This window comes from Olsenella sp. oral taxon 809 str. F0356 (assembly GCF_000233535.1).
Classification (GTDB): domain Bacteria; phylum Actinomycetota; class Coriobacteriia; order Coriobacteriales; family Atopobiaceae; genus Olsenella_I; species Olsenella_I phocaeensis.
Genome location: NZ_JH376563.1, coordinates 1,810,605 through 1,832,958, shown reverse-complemented (window position 1 = coordinate 1,832,958; position 22,354 = coordinate 1,810,605). Strand labels below are relative to the sequence as shown.

At 65.5% G+C, this 22,354-nt stretch carries 16 protein-coding genes and 1 riboswitch; of the genes, 10 read left to right on the top strand and 6 right to left on the bottom strand.

The genetic code is table 11. The annotated features are described in order from the left end of the window. Positions 1–28 precede the first annotated feature (28 nt). Complete coding sequence (locus HMPREF1008_RS08255; RefSeq protein WP_009279409.1) at positions 29–1,426, bottom strand: glutamate-cysteine ligase family protein; 1,398 nt, start codon at positions 1,424–1,426, stop codon at positions 29–31. 189 nt (positions 1,427–1,615) lie between these two features. Here HMPREF1008_RS08255 and HMPREF1008_RS08250 point away from each other — a divergent pair, with 189 nt between their 5' ends. After that, the gene (locus tag HMPREF1008_RS08250) at positions 1,616–2,863 is read left to right on the top strand and encodes a lysylphosphatidylglycerol synthase transmembrane domain-containing protein (RefSeq protein WP_009279408.1); all 1,248 of its coding nucleotides are present in this window, start codon (positions 1,616–1,618) and stop codon (positions 2,861–2,863) included. A gap of 495 nt (positions 2,864–3,358) precedes the next feature. On the opposite strand, the gene sdaAA is transcribed toward HMPREF1008_RS08250, so the two are convergent. The 4 genes from sdaAA to HMPREF1008_RS08230 form a co-directional block, all read right to left on the bottom strand. Further along, positions 3,359–4,957, bottom strand: a complete 1,599-nt coding sequence (sdaAA, locus tag HMPREF1008_RS08245; RefSeq protein ID WP_009279407.1) for an L-serine ammonia-lyase, iron-sulfur-dependent, subunit alpha — start codon at positions 4,955–4,957, stop codon at positions 3,359–3,361. A gap of 122 nt (positions 4,958–5,079) precedes the next feature. After that, positions 5,080–6,588, bottom strand: a complete 1,509-nt coding sequence (gene gltX / locus HMPREF1008_RS08240; RefSeq protein ID WP_009279406.1) for a glutamate--tRNA ligase — start codon at positions 6,586–6,588, stop codon at positions 5,080–5,082. A gap of 174 nt (positions 6,589–6,762) precedes the next feature. Beyond that, positions 6,763–8,994: a YhgE/Pip domain-containing protein gene (locus HMPREF1008_RS08235; RefSeq protein ID WP_009279405.1), complete on the bottom strand. Its 2,232-nt coding sequence runs from the start codon at positions 8,992–8,994 to the stop codon at positions 6,763–6,765. Beyond that, a complete protein-coding gene (locus HMPREF1008_RS08230; protein WP_009279404.1) occupies positions 8,991–11,585 on the bottom strand; it encodes a YhgE/Pip domain-containing protein in 2,595 nt (864 codons plus the stop codon). Before HMPREF1008_RS08230 ends, HMPREF1008_RS08235 begins: the two co-directional genes overlap by 4 nt. A 281-nt stretch (positions 11,586–11,866) precedes the next feature. On the opposite strand from HMPREF1008_RS08230, the gene HMPREF1008_RS08225 reads away from it, so the two are divergent. The 7 genes from HMPREF1008_RS08225 to HMPREF1008_RS10500 all read left to right on the top strand — a co-directional run bounded on the left by HMPREF1008_RS08225 (position 11,867) and on the right by HMPREF1008_RS10500 (position 18,203). Further along, complete coding sequence (locus HMPREF1008_RS08225; RefSeq protein ID WP_009279403.1) at positions 11,867–12,616, top strand: TetR/AcrR family transcriptional regulator; 750 nt, start codon at positions 11,867–11,869, stop codon at positions 12,614–12,616. Between the two features lie 212 nt (positions 12,617–12,828). Next, positions 12,829–12,949, top strand: a riboswitch (SAM riboswitch). 92 nt (positions 12,950–13,041) lie between these two features. Beyond that, complete coding sequence (gene metK / locus HMPREF1008_RS08220) at positions 13,042–14,295, top strand: methionine adenosyltransferase (RefSeq protein WP_009279402.1); 1,254 nt, start codon at positions 13,042–13,044, stop codon at positions 14,293–14,295. 817 nt (positions 14,296–15,112) lie between these two features. Then, positions 15,113–15,586 carry a hypothetical protein gene (locus tag HMPREF1008_RS08215; RefSeq protein ID WP_156797628.1) on the top strand — a complete coding sequence of 158 codons (474 nt, stop codon included), beginning with the start codon at positions 15,113–15,115 and terminating at the stop codon, positions 15,584–15,586. 170 nt (positions 15,587–15,756) lie between these two features. After that, entirely contained in the window at positions 15,757–17,124 is a 1,368-nt protein-coding gene (locus HMPREF1008_RS08210; RefSeq protein ID WP_198003165.1) for an ATP-binding protein, read from the top strand. 107 nt (positions 17,125–17,231) lie between these two features. Further along, the gene (locus HMPREF1008_RS08205) at positions 17,232–17,756 is read left to right on the top strand and encodes a hypothetical protein (protein WP_009279399.1); all 525 of its coding nucleotides are present in this window, start codon (positions 17,232–17,234) and stop codon (positions 17,754–17,756) included. 81 nt (positions 17,757–17,837) lie between these two features. Then, positions 17,838–17,999, top strand: a complete 162-nt coding sequence (locus HMPREF1008_RS08200; RefSeq protein WP_198003164.1) for a hypothetical protein — start codon at positions 17,838–17,840, stop codon at positions 17,997–17,999. A gap of 60 nt (positions 18,000–18,059) precedes the next feature. Next, positions 18,060–18,203 carry a hypothetical protein gene (locus HMPREF1008_RS10500; RefSeq protein ID WP_009279397.1) on the top strand — a complete coding sequence of 48 codons (144 nt, stop codon included), beginning with the start codon at positions 18,060–18,062 and terminating at the stop codon, positions 18,201–18,203. A 609-nt stretch (positions 18,204–18,812) separates the two neighbouring features. Here HMPREF1008_RS10500 and HMPREF1008_RS10495 read toward each other — a convergent pair. Beyond that, positions 18,813–19,478, bottom strand: coding sequence for a hypothetical protein (locus HMPREF1008_RS10495; protein ID WP_198003163.1), 666 nt, complete (start codon positions 19,476–19,478; stop codon positions 18,813–18,815). A gap of 457 nt (positions 19,479–19,935) precedes the next feature. On the opposite strand from HMPREF1008_RS10495, the gene HMPREF1008_RS08195 reads away from it, so the two are divergent. Together HMPREF1008_RS08195 and HMPREF1008_RS08190 are read left to right on the top strand one after the other, a co-directional pair. Beyond that, entirely contained in the window at positions 19,936–20,973 is a 1,038-nt protein-coding gene (locus tag HMPREF1008_RS08195; RefSeq protein WP_009279395.1) for an RluA family pseudouridine synthase, read from the top strand. A 25-nt stretch (positions 20,974–20,998) separates the two neighbouring features. Next, a complete protein-coding gene (locus HMPREF1008_RS08190) occupies positions 20,999–22,288 on the top strand; it encodes a glycosyltransferase family 2 protein (protein ID WP_009279394.1) in 1,290 nt (429 codons plus the stop codon). Positions 22,289–22,354: the final 66 nt, after the last annotated feature.

Below are 22,354 nucleotides of genomic sequence, written 5' to 3'. Positions count from 1 at the left end.
GTCGAACGCCACGAGTCCGTTCGTACGGCTACTCGGCCGTCCCGACGGCCGAGTCGGCACTTCCCGCCGCGCTTTCGTGCTCCTTGTCCCAGGTGTCGACCAAGAGGTCGCGCGGGACGGAGCGAATCTCCCACAGCTGGGCGAGCTCGTCCAGGACGGCGCGGTCCGCCTCGTCCTCGAGGCCGCCGCGCGCCACGTCCACCAGCTGCTCCACGAAGTTGGGCAGGCTGCGGCCGTACACCCGCGCGTCCCAGCCCCTCTCCCTCAGCTCCTGCTCGAGCTCGGCCACGCCCTCCTCGCTCGCCTCGGCGCAGAGGATGCCTGCCAGCTCGGATGCCTTCTCGTCGCAGAAGATGCCCCGCATGAGCGCCGCGTAGGCGCAGGCGAGCCGGGGCGGCAGCGCGTCTGCGGAGCGCACCTCCAACTGGCCGTCCCAGCGCACCAGGGGATGCGCCGCCTCCAGCAGGCTCGCCACCTCGGCGCGGTCGAGCTCGTGGTCGCTCATGACGTCCTCGACGAGCCGCTTGTCGCAGGAGCTCGTCTCGCCGGCGTCGTTGGTCACCAGCACCGCCTGCACGCTCTCGAGCCACTCGCCGTAGGCGGCAAAGCCGAAGTCCGTGGCGAAGCAGCCGGGGATCGCCTCGCTGCGCTCGGGGTCGGCCTGCCTCCACAGCTGCGTGCGCATCATGCGCCCCGCCTCGTGGGGGTCGCTCCCGCGCAGGCTCAGCGCGTCGTCCGTGAGGAACGCGATGACGGGAGAGAGCGCGCTCGCCAGGCGGAAGGCCTCGGCGGCCGCGGTCTCGCCGGCGTGCGAGAGGCGGACTCCCGTGCTCGCCGTGAGCCTCATGAGGTCGCGGCCCGTCCTGCCGCTCGTCCCCAGGTGGGCACCCATGACGCCGTGACGGGTGAGCGGGACCAGTGGCACCTCCGCCGCGGAGCGCGGGCGCGGGTTGACGCCCTGCGCCAGGAGCTCGTAGTCTGCCCCCAGCTCCCTCGACGCGAGGTGGAACTGGCGGTCGACCACTTGGAGCGCCCCCCTGAGGCGAGACACGCGCGCGATCGGCCCCAGGCACACCACGAACTGCGCCGCGGGGCCCAGCCCCAGCTCGACGCCCACGCGGATGCCCGAGGAGCCGACGCTGCCGCGTAGCCCGACCAGGCGGCCCTCCTCCATGACCTGCCCGTCGGGGTAGTAGGCGCCAAGCGCCTCGAGCACGCGCTCCAGGCCGCGCTCTCCCTGGTAGGAGACGGTGGTCCCGGTCTGCCGGTCGATCACGAAGCGCCCGAGGCGGAGGGTGATCGACTTGTCGCCCGGGCGGGCCTGGGCGTCGCCGCGCAGCTGGGCGAGCATGCGCCGGCGGTTCGAGCCGAGCAGCGCCTGCCTGGCGAGCTCCTCGGCGGAGGGAAGCTTGTTTGTTCCTTGCATGGACGAGACTCCCTTTATTGGCAGGGCGGCAGCTAGATGCCGTGCCCCCGTCCCTTGTTCGCTTGCTGAGTCCCGCTTAGTATGCCCGATTCCGCCGAGCGAGTATGATGAACGTGCCCACTTGGCAGGGAACGGCATGCGGACGTCACTTCTGCCGTCCGCGGCCACGGATCGTGGGGTCGGAGGGACATGGCACAGGACAGCAACAGCGAGCGCTCGAAGGCCAAGGTGCCCCTGAAGGTCACCGGCCCTCATGTCGTTGCCCCCGCGACCACCCCCGGCGCGCCCGAGATGGGCGAGAACAGCACCAAGGCCCGCAAGGGAGCCATCTTCCTTGCCGGGGTCATCGGGGTCTACGTCGTCTTCCTCGTGGCCACGGGCCAGATGGGCGAGTTCCTCTCGGCCCTCTCGAAGGTGGACACGGGCTGGGTCATGTGGGCCGCCTTCGCCTTCGTCCTCTACTTCGCCTTCGGCGTCCTGGCCTACGTCATAGCCGTCTACCTCGACCACGAATCGCCCGTCGGCGTGCGGGACCTCATGAGCGTCGAGGCCTCGGGCGTCTTCTTCGGCAACCTCACGCCCATGATGGCCGGCGCCGTCCCCTCGCAGATCTACCGCCTGACGCGCACGGGCCTGGACGTGGGGGAGGCCAGCGCCACCCAGTTCACGCGCTTCATCATGTTCCAACTGGGCGTCGTGCTCTTCGCCGCGATCATGCTCTTCGCCAAGCTCTCGTACTTCTTCCAGACCTACGGCGACATCATCATCCTCAACCTGGTGGTCTTCGCGGTGCACTTCCTCGAGCTCGCGGGCCTCTTCGTTGTCTGCCTCTGTCCCAGGCTCGTGATTCGCGTGGGCAACCGCGCGATTCGCCTTGCGGACTCCCGGCACTGGCTCAAGGACCGCTCCCACTGGGACGAGATGGTCAACGTCCAGGTCATGGAGTTCTCTGACGCCTTCAAGCGCGCCGCCCAGGACGTGCCCTCCATGCTCCTCACCCTCGTGGTGACCATGGCGCAGCTCGCCTGCCTCTACATGATCCCCTGGTTCGTGCTGCGCGCCTTTGGCATCCAGGCGGACTTCGTGGAGTGCCTGGCGGCGGGCTCGATGGTCCAGATGGTCGCCTCGGCGGTGCCCCTGCCGGGTGGGACGGGCGGGGCGGAGGGTGGCTTCGTCATGTTCTACGGCCACATGTTTGGCCCCTCCACCTCGGCGGGCTTCCTCGTCTGGCGCATCGTCACCTTCTTCGGCCCCACGCTGCTCGCGGCCCCGCTCCTGGGGCTGCGCTCCCGTGGCGGGAGGAGCATCTACCGTCGCGTGCAGTCGCTGAGGGACCGGCTCGCCTCCGTCGCCTCCGGTCGCAGGGGCGGTGGGCACGGGCGTGGCGGAGGCTCCGTCACCATCAGCATGCGAGGCTCGGCGGGGCGCAGGGGATAGGCCACGGTGGCCCACTGCCCGGGCTTGTGCGGGTCCGGACCTGCGTGCCTGCTATCTGCGGCCCGGACTTACGCGCTCGCGTTCTGCGGCCTGGACCAAAGTCGTCGGTATTCTCGCCTGCCCAAACAACCGACATTCCAGGGTTTTCTGGTTGATTCAGGCACATAGAGGCCGTTCGTCGGTACCTTGGGCGGGTGAGAACACCGACAAACGTGGGCGTGGAGCCCGTTTGCCCCGCGACGCGCGGCTTTCCCGCCGCTGCCAACAACTTGCCGGCGATGCCAACAATTTGCTTGTGCTTTGCCAGGGGAGAGGCGCAAGCAAACTGTGCCCGGACGGGCAAAGACTGCTCGGAGCCTCGGTTTGCCTGTGGTTCGCCGGGGAGAAGCACAAGAAAATCGCGCCCCGGCTGACGGGGCGCGTCGAATGCCGCATTGCCTGTGACGTGGTGCGTTGGGTGCCGTTTTGCCTGTGGGTCGTCGCGCCCGCCTGACGCTACTCCTGCCGCGTGCAGCCCCGGCAGCCCGAGCAGGCGTTCCGGGCGCCGGCAGCGGAGGGCGCCGCCGCGAGGCCGCCCAGGGCGGTCTCCCTCAGGGTGGCGGGCAGCGCGTCCCCCACGGACCTCATTGCCGCGACCACCTCGTCGAAGGGCAGCGGGTCCAGTACGCCCGAGAGTGCCAGCTGCGCCGCGACGTAGGCGTCGGCCACGCCGATGGCGTTGCGGTTCTGGCAGGGATACTCCACCAGGCCGCGCACCGGGTCGCAGACCAGTCCCAGGAGGTTGGCGATGGCCGTCGAGGCGGCCGAGAGGCAGGTCGCGGGATTCGCCCCCAGGAGTTCCGCCAGGGCGCTCGCAGCCATGGCGGCGGCACTGCCCACCTCGGCCTGGCAGCCGCCCTCGGCCCCCGCCACGGAGGCGTTCTGGGCGATGATGGCCCCGACGGCGCAGGAGTTCCAGAGCGCTCGCGCGAGCTCCTCGTCGCTCGCGCCCACCGCCTCGGCCACCGACAGCAATGCGCCCGGCACCACGCCCGCCGACCCCGCCGTCGGCGCGGCCACGATCACGCCCATGCTGGCGGAGCGCTCCAGCACCGCCATGGCGTAGCTGGTCGCGCGCGAGAGGCTCTCTCCCATGAGGGGGCCGCCCAGTCTCCCCGCGGCGTCGCTCACGGCGCGGGCCTGGCCCCCGATGAGGCCGCCCAGTGAGGGGGAGGGGCTTGCGATCGGCCCCGCGACCTCGTCCCTGAGCGCCGCGATCACGCGCGCCATCTGGGCGTCCACGTCAACCGCGGGCGTGAGCTCGAGCTCGCGCAGGCGCATGGTCTCGCCGATGCCCACTCCCTCGCGCGCGCAGAGCGAGAGCAGCTCGGCGCCGTTGTCGAAGCCGTGTGCCAGCGTCGCGTCCGCCGGGACGTGGGGCGCGCCCGGCACGTCCACGACGCTCGCCGAGAGGATGTTGGGCCCGCGCGAGAGGAAGTCGACGAGCCCCTGGTCCACGGCCTCGTCGAGTTCGAAGACCGTGTAGGCCTTGCCCCCGCGGCTCTCGCGGAAGGTGCGCAGGGTGGCGATGTTGGAGGAGGAGGCGGAGACGCCGCTGGTGAGCGCCGCCAGCACGCCGGGCTTGTCCTTGTGTGCCACGAAGAGGGTGGGGTAGTCGCCCGATATCTCCACGCGTACGCCGTCGATGGAGACGATCCTGACCCTGCCCCCGCCCAGGGACTCGCCCGTCACGGCGACCCTCGAGCCATCGGTGCCGTGCATGGTGACGGTCACCGTGTTGGGGTGCATGCCCGCTCCTTCCTCGCTGGGCAGGAACGAGAACTCGATTCCCGCCTCGCGTGCCAGGTCGAAGGAGTCGCGCACGCGCACGTCGTCCGGGGCGAGCCCCAGGATCCCGGCCACGAGCGCCCGGTCGCTGCCGTGGCCCCTATAGGTGTGGGCGAATGAGTTGTAGAGGGTGAACTCTGCCCTCCTGAGCTCGCGGGGACCCAGCGAGCGGGCCACGAGGGCGATTCTCAGGGCGCCGGCGGTGTGCGACGAGGAGGGGCCCACCATGATGGGGCCCAGGATCTCGAACGCCGAGGTGGTCATCATGGGGCGTCTCTCCTAGCTGCCGCCGGCCCCTGCCGGCGAACGTCGTCAAAGTTGGCGGGCCGAGGCAGCTCCCGTGGGGTGCCCCGGCCCGCATGCATGCCCATTGTGCCCAATCCGGGCGGCTAGCCCTCGCTCGTCTCGGTGAGGGGCAGGGCGCGCTCGAGGCGCGCCAGGACCATGTCCCGGCCCAGGAGCTCGAGGGACTCTCCCAGCGGGGGAGAGACCTGGTTCCCGCACTCCGCCACGCGCACGGCGCCGTAGAACTTGCGCTTGTTGGCGCCGAGCCTCTCGGGCAGCGCCTCGAGGGCGGCGTCGATCCGCGTTGCGTTCCACTCGTCCTCGCCCAGCGCGGCAAGCGCCTCGGCGGCCGCCTTGAGGTAGCCGCGTGCGCCCTCCTTTGCCAGGTTCTTGGCGACGGACCTCTCGTCGAAGGCGAGCTCCTCTCCCTCGAAGAGGAAGCGGGACTTCTCGACCACGTCGGGGGCCAGCGTGGTGCGGGGCTTGAGGATGCTGGACAGGAGGTCGAACCAGGGGGCGCTCGCGCGGTAGACGGCCTTGGGGTCGTCGGCGACGAGCCCCGCCTCGTGCAGCTGGGGGAGGAGCACCCGCTGCGAGAACTCCGCGTCGCTCATGGCCTGAACATACTGGCCCTGGATCCAGTCGAGCTTCTTGAAGTCGAAGGTCGCCGGGTTCTTGGACACGTGGTCGAGCGAGAAGCGGCTGGCCAGGACGTCGCGGGGGACGATGGTGGTCTCGCCGTCCAGGGCCCAGCCGAGGAGCGCCAGGTAGTTGACGAAGGCGTCCGCGTCGTAGCCCTGGTCGCGGTACTCCTCGACGGAGGTCGCGCCGTGGCGCTTGCTGAGCTTCTTGCCGTCCGGCCCCAGGATCATGGAGATGTGGGCGAAGGTGGGCGTGGGTGCGTCCAGGGCCTCGTAGACCATGACCTGGCGCGGGGTGTTGGAGAGGTGGTCGTCGCCGCGGATGACGTGGGTGATCCGCATCAGGGCGTCGTCCACCACGGTGGCGAAGTTGTAGGTGGGTGTGCCGTCGGAGCGGAAGATGATGAAGTCGTCCAGCTCGCGGGCGTTGAAGGTCACCTCGCCGTGGACGGCGTCCGGGATCACCACGTCGCTGCGGTCGTCGGGCACCTTGATGCGGATGGTGTAGGGCTCGCCGGCGTCCACGCGAGCCTGGGCCTCGGTCGGGTCGATGTTGCGGCAGGTGCGCTGGTAGCCCTGGAAGGGGTCGTGCCTCTCCTCTGCGGCCTTCTTGTCCGCCGCGAGCTTCTCGGGCGTGCAGAAGCAGTAGTAGGCCTTGCCCTCGGCCACCAGGCGCTGGGCCGCGTCGCGGTACAGCGCGAGACGCTCCGTCTGTTTGTAGGGACCGAAGTCGCCGCCCACGTCGGGACCCTCGTCCCAGTCGAGGCCCAGCCAGCGCATGGCGCGCAGGATGATCTGGGTGTTCTCGTCCGTGGAGCGGGTCGGGTCGGTGTCGTCGATGCGCAGGACGAAGCTGCCCCCGTTCGCGCGGGCGAAGGCCCAGTTGTAGATGGCCGTGCGGGCGCCTCCCACGTGGAGCTTGCCGGTGGGGGAGGGCGCGAAGCGCACGCGTACGGGTCTGGTGTCTGACACGGGGTCTCTCCTGACGTGCTGGCGCGGGATGCCACGCGAGGTGTTGTCCAACTCGCCCAGTATAGGCGTTCGGGACGGGCGTCCGCAGGCAGCGCGACAGCGCGAGTCCTTCTATGGGGGGTGACGCAGCGGCAGGTGCGTGTGGAAGTCGCGCGCCCGCCGGTCCCGTTGGCCCTACATCAGCCTCGTGGACTCGAGGCTGCGCTCCATCCAGCTCGTGAGCCGCGCCACGGGCTTGCGCAGGAGGAGTCCCAGCAGCAGCGTCGGCGGCAGGAAGGCGAGCAGACGTGCCAGGGCGAGCCAATAGTCCGCCCCCCAGAGTCCCGCGATGGCGCAGCGCATGGCCTTCTCCGCGTGCACGAAGGGCAGGAAGGGGTAGGCCGCCTGGAAGAAGCCGGAGGGCAGCATCTCGCGCGGGAAGGTCCCGCCCGAGCCCGCCACCTGGATCACCATGAGGAAGACGGCGATGGCCTTGCCCACGTCGCCGAAGCTCGCCGTGAGGGCGAAGGTCAGGTTCACGAAGACGAGGGAGGCCAGCCATCCCGCGAGCAGGAAGAGCCAGGGGTGCAGGCACTGGATCCTGAGGAAGAAGAGGTCCCCCAGGAGCACGAGGGTGGTCTGGGCCAGGCCGACGACGGCGAAGAAGGCGAGCCGGCCCAGGTAGGCGTGACGGGGCCTGGCACCGGTCCGTCTCAGGACCTCGGGCGAGAGGCCCGTCCTCACCAGGGCGCAGAGGATGACGGCGCCGACCCATATGGCCAGGGTGGTGTAGAAGGGCGCCATGGCCGAGCCGTTGTTCTGGACCGGGAAGACCGCGTCACGCTGGAGGCTCACGGGAGACGAGACGAAGTCGGCGAGGTCGGCGGGGTCGCCGCTCAGGACGGCGCGCACGCGGTCCACGTCCGCGGAGGCGAGGGCCTCGTCGAGGCTCGCCCTCGTCGCGTCCATGCGGTCCGCCGCGGAGTCGAGGCGCGCCCGCGCCTCTCTCAGGGTCTGCCCCATGCCGTCGAGGCCGCTCGTGGCGTCCGCCACCTTGCCCTGGGCACCTTGGATGGCCGAGCTCGCCTGGGACGAGACGGAATCGGCCTTTCCGGCTGCCTCCTCCATGTCGTCCGCGAGCGAGCCCAGGCTCTGCCCGAGCTCGCCCTGCCACGTCGAAAGCCCCGAGGAGAGCTGGTCCTTGGCGTCCGCGACGAGGCCCTCGAGCTCGGCCTTGCTGCCGGTTGCGTCCCTCCGGGAGCCGTCCACGTCGTCGATGGCCTCCTGCAGGGCGTCGGAGAGCTGCCCCAGGTCGTCGAGGGCGGAGGAGACGCGGCGGTTCAGCCCCTGGATGGTGAGGCGGAGCTGCCGGACGTCCTGGAGCCTGGCGGCGTCGTCCCCCAGGCTGTCCTCGAGCTGGGCCGAGAGCGTGTCGCTGCCGTCCAGGTCGTCGCTCAGGGCCTGGAGGTCGGCCCTCCTCTGGTCGACCTCCGCCTTGGCCTTGGCGAGGCCGTCGGAGAGGTCGGAGCCCTGCCCGTCCAGGGTCTTGTATGCGGAGTCGAGCGCCGAGGACACGCCGTCCAGGCTCGAGGCGCCCCTCTGGAGCGAGCTCGACACGGTCGTGCCGGCGTCCTCGAGACCCCCTCCGAGACCCCTCACGCCGCCCGCCGCCTGCGAGAGCGACTGCGCTAGGGTCCCGCCGTCGCCCTGGGTGCCGGCGAGGAGGGCGTCGGCGCTCCCCATGAGTCCCTGGAGCGAGTCCACCACCGCCTGGTAGCTCTGAAGGGTGCCCGAGGCCTGCCTGAGCGACTGCGAGCTGCGGGCGAGCAGCCCCTCGAAGGAGGAGGCGAGGCGGGTGGTCTGGTCGTCGTCCAGGTAGCTGCCCAGGTCCTGCAGGACGGAGGCGCCGACCTGGGTCACCGCGTCGGCGAAGGAGGAGTCTATCTCCTCCTGGACGGAGGTCGACACCTTGCCCGTCACGATCTTGCCGATGGCGTTCTTCTTGTCGTTGCTGTAGTAGCTGACCTGGGCCTTGGTCGCCCCGGGAGAGAGGATCCCCAGGATCTTGCGGCTGAAGTCGCGGGGGATCACGATGGCGGCGTAGTACTCGCCGCTCCTCACGCCCTCGAGGGCCTGGTCCTCGTCGCAGACCACGTATCCCACCTTGTCGCTCTGGCGCAGGCGCGCGACCACGCGGTCGCCCACGTTGAGCTCGACGGGCACCAGCTCGCCCTTGTAGCCCTCGTCGGAGTTGGCGAGCGCCACCTTGAGGTTGCCCGTGCTGCCGTACGGGTCCCAGGCCCCGGCGATGTTGAACCAGGCGTAGAAGCTGGGGACCACCACCAGCCCCACGCAGACCACGAGCGCGATCACGTTGTGCCTGAGCGCCAGGAAGTCCCTCCTGGCGACCTCGAGGACGCGGCTCATCGGGCATCGCCCCCTTCCTGGCCCAGTTCCTCGTCCAGGAGCTCGTGAAGCCTCTCGTGCGGGAGCGAGCCCAGCTCGGCGCGGCTCGAGAGGTGGCTGTGCAGGTACTCCACGACGATGAGGTAGCTGCAGATGACGACGAGGGAGACGATCCACAGCACCAGGAGCGGCATCTTGGCGTCGAGGGCGAAGAGGAGCGCGCAGAGCGCCACGGGAATCACGACGAGGCAGGCGAACCCGCGCCTCACGAGGGTGGGGTAGGCCTCCTCGAAGCGCGCCGCGCGCCGCGTCAGGCGCTCGCGGTACTCCTCGGAGCCGGAGATGGCGCGCAGCAGCTCCCGTATGCCCGGCCCCTGCCGAGGGGGCGCGACCCTCTCGCTCACCATGAGCTCCGTCTGGGCGAGGCGGGCGTCGAAGAGGGCGTTGATGTTCACGAGCCTGCGACGGGCGGCGAGGCCCACGAGCAGGGCGGGCGCGAGGAAGGCGAGGAGCACGAGCAGGTTCTGCAGGTAGAGGTTGCCGTAGTAGCCCGCGATGGTCTCCCTCATGGCGTTGATGCCGTAGGTGAAGGGGAGCCAGGGGTTCAGGGCCTGGAAGAAGCCAGGCATCATCTCTATGGGATAGGTGCCCGATGAGCCCGGGATCTGCACGATCACGAGGAGGACGCCCAGCGCCATGCCGATGTGCTTGAAGGCGACGCAGAGGGCGAAGACCACGCTGACGTACACGAAGGACTCGATTACGCCGGCGAGGACGAAGGCCACGGGATGCAGGCACTGGATGCCCAGGGCGAGGTCGCCCAGGCAGCAGACGAGGGCCTGCACGAGCCCCAGGAGGCTGAAGAGCGCCCAGCGCCCCAGGTAGCCCTGCCAGGGACGGATGCGCCCCACGCCCAGCCCCTCGAGGTCCACCTCGCGCTTGTAGATGGCCACGAGCACGAAGCCACCCACCCAGAGCGCGAGGTTGGTGTAGAAGGGCGTCACGCCCGAGCCGTAGTTCTGAACGGGGAAGACCGCCTGGCTCCGGAGCTCCACGGGCGAGCCGAGGAGCTCTCCCACGCGCTGCGCGTCGAGCTTGCCCGCCGCGGAGAGGAGCCTCCAGGCCGTTCCGCTCTGGATGGCGGCCAGGTCGTCGGCGAGCTGGGAGACGCCGTCCCTCGCCGTGGCAAGGGACCCCGCGGTCGCGTCAAGGGCCGCCTTCGCCTGGACGAGGGTCTGGTCGAGCTGCGCCAGGCTGCCGTCGGCGCGGACGAGGGTGGGCGAGACCTGCCGCGCCGCGCCCGCGAGGCCGGCCCCCGCGTCCGCGAGTTGGTCGAGCGAGGCCTCGAGCTGGGGCAGGGAGTCGTCGGCGAGGGCCGACCTGAGGTCGTCGAGCTCGCTGGCGCTGCCCTGGATGGCATCGTTCACGGAGGAGGAGAGCCCCCTCACGTCGTCCGCGCCCGCGGACACGGAGGACGAGACGCGCCTCAGCTCCTCGAGCCGGGCGGCCTGGGCGTCGCTGAGCCCGGCCAGCACGCTGACCTCCGCGTCGATCCTGCCCTGGAGCTCGCGTCCCAGCTCGGCCGAGCTGCCTCCCGCCCCCTGGAGGGAGGCCGTGGTCGAGCGCAGGCCCTCCAGCGTCACCTTGAGCTCCTGTGTGGACTGGAGCGTAGTCTGGAGGCGTGCGATGGCATCGTCCAGCCGGCCCTGGGCCCATCCCACGTCGCCCGCGAGCCTGCCCAGGTCGTGGGAGGCGGTGGTGGAGAGCCCCGAGACGCCGGCCGACCCCTTGGCGACTGCGGCGTCGAGCTCCGCGGCGAGGCTGCGGGCCTTGCCGCGCGCCGCGCCTATGCTGGCAAGCCCGTCGTCGAGTTGCGACGCGACCCCGTCCCCGTCGCCAGAGAGCCCCTGCAGCGCCTGGCGCGCCTCTCCCACGCCGCCGCGCGCGCCGTCCACCCTTTGGCTCGCGTCAGAGAGCCTGTCCTGGAGCTCCCCCAGGCTGTCCTGCACGCCCTGGAGGTCTGCGAGTGCGCCCCGGCTGGCGTCCCTTGCCTGGCCTTGGACGGTCCCGGCCAGGTCTGCCGCCCGCTGGGTCACGACCTCCCCCACGACCTTCACGAACTCGTCGCCCACCTGGTCCTCGAGGGTGGTTGCGCCGGTGTCGGTCACCTTGGGGGCGACGGCGTTCTCCTTCTCGTTGACCAGGTACTGGATGTCCGCCTTGGCGGTCTTTCCCTCGAGCACCCCGGCGAGGGTGGAGCTGAAGTCGGGGGGGATGATGATGGCGGCGTAGTAGCGGCCGGAGCCCACGCCCTCGCGCGCGGCTCCCTCGTCGGTGAAGTCCCAGCCCAGCTGGTCGTTCTGACTCAGGCGCTCGACCACCATGTCGCCCGCGTTCACGAAGCCCCTGCTGCCGGCATTGGCGCCCTGGTCCTCGTTGACCACCGCGACGGGCACGGTCGAGGTGTTGTTGTAGGGGTCCCAGTTGGCGAGGATGTTGAACCACGCATATAGGGAGGGGATGACGCAGACCCCCAGGGTGACCACCACGGCCACGGGGTTGCGCAGGATCCGCCTCAGGTCCCGGAGGAATATCTTTGCCGCCGTCTTCATAGCGCTCCTTGCCACGGGGCCCCAGGGCCCGACGTTTTCCTGCGACAGTCTACCCAAGGCGCACGTTCATTTGAATGTGAGTCAAAAATTTCATCAACGAACTACAGGGGGAGAGGGGCGAAACAACCGGGTCGTGAACTGCGCTTATCTTGCATGAGACGGGCGTCGCGGCATCAAGACGACGCGCTTCTCTCCCCCTCGATTGGTGCGTTGGGGGGAGAAGTTCAAAAATTCTCGTTCCTGCATGCTAGAATCGTCGCGGCCAAGGGGGAAGGACGGCGATGGGTATCATCAACGAGCAGGCTGCGGTTGAGGTCGCCGGTGCGGCGCGCGCCATGAGGGGCGTCGCACATGGCGTCGTCGAGGGGCAGGTGGAGCGCACGCGCCAGCGGCTCAGGTCCTCGTCCAAGACGCGCAAGAGCGCCGCCACCCGTGAGCGCATCATGACCGCCGCCTCCGAGCTCATGGCAGAGCACGGCAGCACCGACTTCCAGATGAGCGAGGTCTCCGACCGCTGCCGCATGTCCAAGGGCGCCCTCTACTATTACTTCGCCGACCGCGACGAGCTGGTCCATGCGATCTTCGAGGTCGCGAGCGACGAGCTGGTCTCGTCCATCGAACGCGTGGTCTCGGAGGCGCCCACCGCGCGCGACGCGCTGAGCGGCCTCTGCGCCGAGCTGGCGCAGCGGCTCAGGACGGGAAGCCCCCTCGCCCTGGCGCTCACGCGCGAGCTCACCGAGTCGGGGGAGGGAGCGCTGCCCCTCTCCAACAGCCATTTCCTCCGCACGGTCAGGATCCTGGCTGCCCAGATTGAGCGTGCGAAGACCGAGGGCATCGTGCGCCAGGACGTAAACAGCGAGCTCGTCGCCACCTTTGCCGCGGGCGGCTTCCTGGTGACGTCGCTCGTGTCCGCCGGAGGCGAGCGCTTCGGTGACAAGGACGTGCTGGCAAGCTCCCTGCTCGACCTCTCGATCGAGGGCATGGGGACGCCCGGGGAGGCGGCTGCCATAGCTGGCGCGCGCCTGGCGTAGGGGGCGGCACTGAGCCGCTGCCGTGGGGTCCTGGCGGCAGCATCACCGTTTAGGGTAGACCCCTGCCGTCATGACATCTTGATTGCCTGTCATCGTGGTTGCGGCCCATCGGCGTCACCCTGTCCGACGTCCGCCCCGTCGCGGCATCGTGAGTTTTGAACTGCTCTCAAAAATCTGGTTTACAGCGCGGGCGCGATGTCATACTGTGTACTCGCTCGTCAAGAGGCGCCGCGAGGCGCAAAGAGCTGAGGGACCGAGCCCCATGAAGCTCCGGCAACCAGCCTCAGGGCATGGTGCCAAATCTCGGCAGGCCAAGGGCCTGGAAGACGGGGGAGCCGCGTGCCAGCAACAGCGATGTCCCCTCTATTGGAACAGGGGCCGCCTGGCCCCGCAAAGGTGCGCTGGCACCGGGAAGGGGCGCTGACATGGCGCACAGGAACTACCTTTTCACCTCGGAATCCGTGACCGAGGGACATCCCGACAAGATCTGCGACCAGGTGTCGGACGCCATCCTCGACGCGATCATCGAGAAGGAGGCACGCCTTGAGGTGGAGGGCTACGTGTCTCCCTCCGGGCACCCCGCTCGCCTCGAGGACGTGCGCGTGGCCTGCGAGACCTTCGCCACCACGGGCACCATCGCCGTCATGGGGGAGATTCGCACCCAGGCCTACGTGGACGTCCAGGGCATCGTGCGCGAGACCCTGCGTCGCATCGGCTACGACCGCGCCAAGTACGGCTTCGACTGCGACTCCTGCGGCGTGATCAACATGATCCACGAGCAGAGCCCCGACATCGCCCAGGGCGTGGACGGGAGCTTCGCCCGTGCGGGGGACGAGGACCCCTGCGAGCGCATCGGCGCTGGTGACCAGGGCATGATGTTCGGCTATGCCACGGACGAGACCGACGTCCTCATGCCCATGCCCATCTACCTGGCGCAGAGGATGGCGCAGCGCCTGGCCGAGGTCCGCAAGGACGGCAGCCTGGGCTACCTGCGTCCGGACGGCAAGACCCAGGTGACGGTGCGCTATGAGGATGACCGCCCCGTCGAGGTTACGGCCGTTGTCGTGTCCACCCAGCATGCGGCCGACGTCGAGCTCGCGCAGATCAGGCGCGACATGATCGAGCAGGTCATAAGCCCCGTCCTGGACGAGGCCGGCATCGCCTGGAAGGACGCGACCATCTACGTCAACCCCACGGGGCGCTTCGTAGTGGGCGGGCCCATGGGCGACACGGGCCTCACCGGCCGCAAGATCATCGTGGACACCTACGGCGGCATGGGCCGGCATGGCGGTGGCGCGTTCAGCGGCAAGGATCCCACCAAGGTGGACCGCTCCGGTGCCTACGCGGCGCGCTGGGTGGCCAAGAACGTCGTGGCAGCGGGACTCGCACGCAAGTGCGAGGTCGAGCTGGCGTACGCGATCGGTGTGACCGAGCCGCTCTCCATCATGGTGGACACGCAGGGCACCGGCGTCGTAGACGACTCCGTGCTGGACGCGGCCGTGGCGCGCGTCTTCGACCTGAGGCCCGGCGCGATTATCCGTGACCTGGACCTGAGGCGGCCCATCTACGAGAAGACGGCGGCGTACGGCCACTTCGGCCGCAAGGATCCCGACTTCACCTGGGAGGCCACGAACCGCACGGACGAGCTCAAGGCTGCGGTGGAAGGGCTCACGGCGTAGGGGAGCGGGGCCAGGAGCGACCGTTTTGTAAGCGAGAGGGACGGGTGGGGGCGAGGCCACCGGTCCCTCTTGCCTGTTTGTGTTTCTTGCCTTTTCCTGTCGCTTGTCTCCCGCACCCGCCCTCGAATGCGCAATCGTCGCGAGCCCCCTCCCGCGCTTACGCGAGTGCGCAATCTGAAAGCTTCAGCTTGCGCACTCGGAGGTCCTAAGCGCTGTAGATTGTCTCCAAGTTGCTGTCGAGTGCGCAATTCCGTGCTTTAAGCTTGCACACTCGGGCGGGGATAGGCGTGCCTGACAAGTTCTGCCTGGCTCCGTCAGGTGTTGGCCAGAGGCACCGTCGCTGCACAATCCGCTACGACCTCGCTGTCGATGATGGTGCGCGTGATGTGGAAGCCCTCCACCTTGTCACTGACTCTGGCGCGACAAGGAAAACCCGCTCCACGAGACGAGCGGATGTGCCCCCCTCGCAGAGGAGTTCCCGCATGGGCGCTTCGGCTCCGGCTGCGGCGAGATGGATGGCCGGCCGGACCTCTTTTCGGTGACCACGAGTTCGTTGCAGGACCGTCCCGAGAAGGTCGTGATGGTGCCTGGCTGGGCAGTGACCGGTCCAGTCTCGCTTTGCCACGGGGGCCGCCGCCGACGATGTGACAGTCAGCCGAATCGGATAGTAAAACTCAGGCGTACACAATGGTAGAGGGGGAGTTAACGCCTATTTTTAATTGCTTACAAACTGCTGAGCCGCATCGCTCCTGTTCAGATTCAGGGTTTCCGCTACTTCCAGGATGTGTTGACAGACGATTTATTTGAACGTTGGATATTGCTCCTTGAAGAGTTTGACATAATTAATCAAATGTACCTGTATGCGGTTTCAAAAAACGGCATGCCAAGAGACGTGTCCTTGGCCTTTGCGGTTGAGCTGGCAGAGCCCATGGTGGAGATCCTCGTTGCGCGGAAAAAGTTGCCCGCTAACACCAGACGTCAAACATTGAAAGAGTGTCTCGAAGCTCTTCTTGTCGAATATGACAACGTGGTCTTTTATAAAGAAACTTCTGCTGACAGCGATGGGTTTCTTGACAAGCTTAAGAACAATAGAGTACAAATTATGCATATCAAGCATAATCAGAAGAAGGAAAAATGCTTCGTCGGGGCTCACTGCGTTCTTTACCTATGCAAACTCAGCCTGCTCTATAGGTCGATTCCCCTTGATCTTTTTGACATTTCCGCCTGTGCCTACAAGGGCAAGCTCAAGATGAATGTCGCTGCCCTAGATGCTTGGGCAGAGAACCTCTAAGAGTCAAATGCGAATCGAATCGATTATTTGATTCGTACGTCAAGCGCGTCCTCGTTGGCTTGCTACCTCTACTGCCTGGATACATAAGGGCTGCTACGATATATTTCTGCTGATTGAAAATGCATTAATCAGCATTTTGCGACAGCCGTGAGTCACTTATGACCGAGCGAATGTCGAGCACCGAAATAAAGCGAGATCACTATCTCAATCTGCTCATCGGAAAGAAATGGAACGGCTTCATCAAGGTAGTGACTGGCGTGCTCCGCTGCGGAAAGTCCTTTCTCATCTTCGAGCAGTTCAAGAGGCACCTGCTGGAGAGCGGCGTCGCGGGGAATCAAATCATCGAGATGGCGTTCGACGATCCCGAGAACGAGGAGTACCTCGACTACAAGATGTTCTACTCCCCCATAAAGGAGCTTACTTCCGATGAGGGATCCTACTATGTACCGCTCGATGAGGTGCAGGAGATGGAGGGCTTCGAGAAGGTCCTCAACGGCCTTCTCCGCAGGCGTAATTTGGATGTATATGTCACCGGTAGCAATGCCAGGTTCCTATCTCGGGACATCATCACTCAGTTCCGTGGGCGCGGCGACGAGGTCCGTATGAGGCCACTCAGTTTCTCTGAGTTCATGTCGACGTATGATGGCGAGAAGTCTGATGGCTGGGCGGAGTACGTACAGTTTGGCGGCATCCCCCTGGTGGTGCTCGAGGGTACGGACGAGGAGAAGATGGGCACACTGCAGGCGCTCAACCGTGAGACGTATATCAGGGACCTGGTCGAGCGCAACGCGATACGCGACGACGCGGAGTTTGCCGACTTTCTCAGCGTGCTTGCCTCCGGCATAGGGTCCCTGACAAACCCGACGAGGATGGCTGACACGTTCAAAACTGTAAAGGGAAAGGGCGTGAGTCCCACCACGGTGCGTAGCCGGATTGGCTTTTTGGAGGACGCGTTTGTAATCGAGGAAGCTCAGCGATACGACATAAAGGGCCGCAAGTACATCGGTTCGCTCGTCAAGTACTACTTCTCGGACATGGGACTGAGAAATGCCCAGATTGGTTTCCGTCAGATCGAGGAGACCCACATAATGGAGAACGTCCTCTACACAGAGCTCGTCTCCCGGGGGTACAACGTGGATGTGGGCGTCCTCAATACCTCGGAAACGAATGCCGAGGGTGGGTCGTCCCGGAAGCAGCTGGAGGTCGACTTCGTCTGCAACAAGGGTTCCCGGCGCTACTACGTCCAATCCGCGTACTCCCTACCGACCCACGAGAAGACCCTGCAGGAGCAGAGTTCGCTTCTCAAGATCGACGACTCGTTCAAGAAGGTCATCGTTGCCAGGGACGCAGTTGCCCCCTGGTTATACCGAGGAGGGCGTCCTGGTGACGGGGCTCTTCGATTTTCTTCTCGACGGAGAGAGCCTCGAGAGACTCTGACGGAATCGCTGATATCCGTCGGTGTGGACTTGACCCTGATTCCTAATCACCGCGAAGTGAGAATCAACGGGCAGCGTGACCCTTCGTGTCTTGAAAAGTGATGCCCACCATGTTGAACGGCTGTGGCTAGACGACTGGAACCACGAGCGCTTGCCGCCCATAATGAGTGTGACGTCAATGCGGGACCACGACCTACCAAGGGGGCGGCGTGAAGGCATCTGAGGCGGCGAAGGCCTGGGGTTGGTCGGAGGACAAGGTCCGCAGGTACTGTCGGGACGGCATGGTCCCCTTTGCGAGCAAGGAGCTGGGGCGATTCGGGCGCGAGGAGTGGGTGATTCCCAACGGCAGTGCCGTGCCACCCATCTCGCTTTATGACGCAGCCAACTGGATGACGCTGATTCGCGACGTCTCCGAGGGTGCCGCCCCCGACCTTCAGGGTCCCGAGGGGAGCGACGTCAGAATCGCGGACGCCCTTGCGTACCTGGGCCAGCTTGGCTGGTGCACACGGCTTGAGCTCCGGAAGGACGCGCGTGGCAGGCTGCTGCCGCTCGAGACCGTGCGCGGAATCAGCCTCACGACGAGCGGCCTGCGGTGCCTGGACGAGTTCAACGACTCGCGGAAGCGCAGCGTCACGGTCGTTCGGTCCGGGGCGTTGACCAAGTCGGCGGCGGGGTTGCTGGGGCTTTCCATGAAGGGGGAGGTCCAGGAGACGAGAAGCGTCTACCGCGGGTAGGGGCGTCCGGGCTTATCGTTGATCACCGAGCGCGACGAGACATACCACCTTAAGACGAACGTCCATGACACGGAGCGCGAGGTGGAGCTCATTGATATCCTCCGGCGCATCGAGCCGGGCAGCGACCATGAGACCAACCACTTTGGCGTGTCGCTCGACTACGCCCAGACCGAACGGCAGATCCAGGAGGTCGTCACTCTTCTCACCCAGGGGATTTGCACGCTTTGCGAAGAACGCGGCTGAGCGAGTGAAACGTCGGCGTCACGCCCGCTGAGTTATTCTCGTCCAAAGGAAAGCATCGACGTGATCGACAACATCGGGATAGACGCCGGAAGCGACTTCGCGGTGGCCTATCACAACGCCACTTATGACACCGATGAGCTGGCCATAATCATCGGCAGCGTGCGTGAGCTTGGGCTGCTCGGTTCGGGCATCTACTCTCAATGATGCTGCCTCGCTCATTGGCAGAGTGGTCATGAGTCCTTCTTTGACGAGGAGCATCTGCCGTGGTTCCGGATTGCGTTCAGGCGTCTGCAGGAGTTGGTGTGGTGAGATTCTCAGGGGCAACAGGGCGCAAGAAGGGATTGCTTCGCCGTAATGATCCTCTCATGGTGAAGTGGAATCGTCGGATTCCCCAGTCTGATGAGTGCCAAAACGTAAAGCTCGTTTGTGTCGACTTGGGGCTCCGTTTCGGCACCCAAATGGACGGGAAGTTCGTTTGTGTAGGAAAAAAGACTGTCTGTCGGCATGAAAGCGCTCTTTTTCTCTACACAAACGCACTTCCCGTCCAAACCGAGGGTCATTGGGTGTGTGGAATCGACACAATCGCACTTTCCATGCAGTAGACTCCGAAGGCTCGTGTGTGTTTTGTCTTATGGCGCATGTACCCTACCGCTCGATGGGTGTGCGTGACCGGGCAGCGGCATGTCATTGGCATGTGCGCCTGGTTAACTAGCGGAGACGTTATGACAAATAAATCGCCGCGCTTGCAATTATGCGCACACCGCATTGGTTCATGGTAGGTCGGCGATTCGTATGTATCAATGCTATTTGTTATCAATTTGCGGAATAGAATCTATCTACACAATTTATAGATTTTGTAATTTCTTCTTTATCTTCAGTAGGTATGATCACGTCATTAATGGCATCGTATATGCAACAAGGCCATCGACTTCCATATCGATAGGTTACAAGCCACAACGAGAAATTTCCCACGCCGGAAGTTCCAGATTTTAAGCGGTCTTCGCTGGGATTAAAATCACAGGGCGCTTCGATGCGATAAATTGCATGACCAGCGGCCAATTCTTGTTCATAGAAATCCATCATTCGAGAAATAAGCTCACTGTAGTTAACATTCTCGGCATAGAATCCAGCGCTGCCATTCGTTGCGATGACGAAGTCGCAGGTATCCATCTCTATCGTCATTCGACCAAGGCGGCAGTCACTAGACAAGGTTTCCTTGGTGGCCTTCCTTATCTTTCTCATTATTCCTTTAATTGCTTCGACGATGAGTTCCGATGTAACGCCGGTCACGAGTGAAACGACGACATCTACTCCGAGGCTAACGCCAGCCGCTACAGCAAATTGACCTCTAATAATTGGGTCAATCCCATCCTGTAATAGGTTTGATTGGACCTGGGCATCGAGCGTGGTCCTGTATGCGCTCCCATGAAAATCGAGTCGAAGATGCCTGATTTCGTTCACGGAACTCTGCGATTCCATAGTGGTGTCTCCTTTCGGAAGGCAGGGCTGTTCGCTGACCCCTTGGCCTTGGCTATGGACTTTTGGTTGCGGACTCTGAAAGGTGAGAACTCCACAGGTGACTAGCATTTGGAAGGGTCCGGGCGCGTTTGCGCAGATGGCGCATCGTTGGCTGCGGACTCTGAAAGGCGAGGACTCCGCAGTCAACTACGGCTTGCGCGTGCGAGCCGGTTTCGGGTACGTTGCCCCGCCTCTCTCGCCCAAGAAATCGTGCGAGTGTACAATCTGAAGGCTTCAGCTTGCGCATTCGAGGGGCGAAACGGTGACGTTTGCCTGCGGACGGCCGTCGAGTGCGCAATTCCGCGCCTTAAGCTTGCGCACTCGACTAGGAGGGACGTGCCCGAGCGAGGACACGCATGGAGACGCGCCGCGTCCGGGCCGGAAGAGGGATCCAAGACCGTGGAAGGGGAGGCGAGAGATGCCGGCAACAGCGACAACCATACGAAGCCTCCTCGTGGGGCCCGAGTCCGACGGCGTGCGCCTCGACTCCTTCCTCGCCGCCCAGCCGGGCATGCCCAGCCGCTCCGCCTGCGCGCACCTCGTCGAGGGTGGCTCCGTGACCATCAACGGCACCCTCGCCACCAGCAAGAGCGAGCGCGTCCTCCTGGGCGACCGCGTCCAGGCGAGCGTCCCCGAGCCCGAGCCTGCCCCGGGCTCCCTGGCCCCCAACCCCGAGATACCCCTCGATGTCCGCTTCGAGGACGACTACCTCATCGTCCTCTCCAAGCAGTCGGGCCTCGTCTGCCATCCCAGCCCGGGGCACGTGGACGACACACTGGCAAACGCCCTCGTCGCCCACTGCGGCATCTCTCGCCTGGGAACCCTGCAAGGGGACGACCGTCCCGGCATCGTGCACCGCCTTGACATGGACACCTCGGGGCTCATGGTCGCCGCAAAGGACGACACGACCCAGAAGGCGCTCCAGGACCTCATCCGCATGCGCGTGCTCGACCGTCGCTACGTCACGCTCGTCCAGGGCTACGTGGCCCCCGAGCAGGGCACCGTCACCACCGGCATCGCCCGCTCCACCCACGATCGCCTGCGCATGGCGGTCTCGGACGACCCCATGGCGCGCGAGGCGATCACGACCTTCACCACCCTGGAGCGCTTCGAGGCGGGGCGCTTCGACGATGGCTACAGCCTCCTCGAGTGCCACCTCTACACCGGGCGCACCCACCAGATTCGCGTGCACATGCGCCACCTGGGCCACCAGGTCGTGGGTGACCAGCTCTACGGCCGCGGGGACGACCGGCAGAACCAGGGCCTCAGGCGCCAGTTCCTGCACTCCTGGCACATCCGCTTCGACCACCCCGCTACGGGCCAGACCATCGAGCTCGCCGACCGCCTGCCATCGGACCTCCTGGCTGTACTAGAATCTTTGAAGGGAAGCTCGATGGGTCGCACCGAGGCAGGGGAGAGGATCTGCCCCCAGCTGGGCATGGGCGACCTCTCGTAGCGCGCACACGAGGAGAGGTAGGGCCGTGTTCAACAGGTTGGGACTCACGCCGATAGTCATCTTCAACGGCATCATCTGGCTGTTCTTCACGCTCGCCTACTTCTACCAGCTGGTCTACATCATCCGCGTGATGCTGCGCGGCACGGTCGTGCTGCCGAAGGCGAAGCGGAACCACAGCTATGCTTTCGTGATCGCCGCCCACAACGAGGAGCCGGTCATCGGCAACCTGGTGCGTTCCATCCTCACCCAGGAGTATGACGGGATCATAGACTGCTTCGTCGTGGCGGACGCCTGCACCGACTCCACCGCGGACGAGGCGCGCAAGGCCGGCGCCATCACCTGGGAGCGCAACGACCTCGTGCGCAAGGGCAAGAGCTGGGTGCTCGACTACGCCTTCGACCGCATTCTCGACGAGTACGGGGAAAAGTACGAGGCCTTCTTCGTGATGGACGCGGACAACATCATCGCGCCCGACTACGTCCAGGTCATGAACCAGGCCTTCGACGCCGGCTACCTGGTCTGCACCAGCTACCGCAACTCCAAGAACTTCGACTCCAGCTGGATCAGCTCGGCGTACGCTCTCTGGTTCCTGCGCGAGGCGAAGTTCCTCAACAACGCCCGCATGATGCTGGGCACGAGCTGTGCCATCTCGGGATCGGGTTGGCTCGTCGCCGCGAGCATCATCCGCGGCATGCACGGCTGGAACTTCCACACCCTGACGGAGGACATCCAGTTCTCGACCTTCTGCTGCGCGCACGGCATCCAGATCGGCTACGCTCCCGCGGAGTTCTTCGACGAGCAGCCCCTCACCTTCAAGGCGTCCTGGATTCAGCGCATGCGCTGGACAAAGGGTTTCTACCAGGTGTTCTTCTCGTACAACAGGAACCTGCTCCATGGCATAGGCAAGGGGCAGTTCGCCTCGTATGACATGCTCATGACGGTTGCCCCGGGCATGATCCTGACGCTCCTCTCCGCCTTCGTGAACGCGTCCTATCTAATCGTAGGCTACCTGAGCCACGGCTTCATCGCCACCGATGGCGAGCTGGCCATGTGCGTGGGCTCGCTCATCATGACCTTCGCCTCTATGTACGTGGTGTTCTTCATCCTCGCCGTCATCACCACGATCAGCGAGCGCAAGCACATCCACGCCAAGAAGAAGTGGCGCATCTTCACCAACCTCTTCACCTTCCCGCTCTTCATGATGTCCTACATCCCCATCACGGTCGCGGCCCTGTTCAAGAAGGTCGAGTGGGTCCCCACGAAGCATGACATCGCGGTCAACTTCGACGATGTCATGGGGGAGGGCGCGAGGTAGCCCGAGCCTGTGCCGGATGCTAGAATCGACCACAACTTAGTCTGCAAGATGCGCCACGGCCCAGGT

Excerpts from the sequence above, each read along its gene's own strand:
- HMPREF1008_RS08255 (WP_009279409.1), bottom strand. The coding sequence starts at position 1,426 with ATGCAAGGAACAAACAAGCTTCCCTCCGCCGAGGAGCTCGCCAGGCAG.
- HMPREF1008_RS08250 (WP_009279408.1), top strand. The coding sequence starts at position 1,616 with ATGGCACAGGACAGCAACAGCGAGCGCTCGAAGGCCAAGGTGCCCCTG.
- sdaAA (WP_009279407.1), bottom strand. The coding sequence starts at position 4,957 with ATGATGACCACCTCGGCGTTCGAGATCCTGGGCCCCATCATGGTGGGC.
- HMPREF1008_RS08235 (WP_009279405.1), bottom strand. The coding sequence starts at position 8,994 with ATGAGCCGCGTCCTCGAGGTCGCCAGGAGGGACTTCCTGGCGCTCAGG.
- HMPREF1008_RS08230 (WP_009279404.1), bottom strand. The coding sequence starts at position 11,585 with ATGAAGACGGCGGCAAAGATATTCCTCCGGGACCTGAGGCGGATCCTG.
- HMPREF1008_RS08225 (WP_009279403.1), top strand. The coding sequence starts at position 11,867 with ATGGGTATCATCAACGAGCAGGCTGCGGTTGAGGTCGCCGGTGCGGCG.
- metK (WP_009279402.1), top strand. The coding sequence starts at position 13,042 with ATGGCGCACAGGAACTACCTTTTCACCTCGGAATCCGTGACCGAGGGA.
- HMPREF1008_RS08210 (WP_198003165.1), top strand. The coding sequence starts at position 15,757 with ATGTCGAGCACCGAAATAAAGCGAGATCACTATCTCAATCTGCTCATC.
- HMPREF1008_RS10495 (WP_198003163.1), bottom strand. The coding sequence starts at position 19,478 with ATGGAATCGCAGAGTTCCGTGAACGAAATCAGGCATCTTCGACTCGAT.
- HMPREF1008_RS08195 (WP_009279395.1), top strand. The coding sequence starts at position 19,936 with ATGCCGGCAACAGCGACAACCATACGAAGCCTCCTCGTGGGGCCCGAG.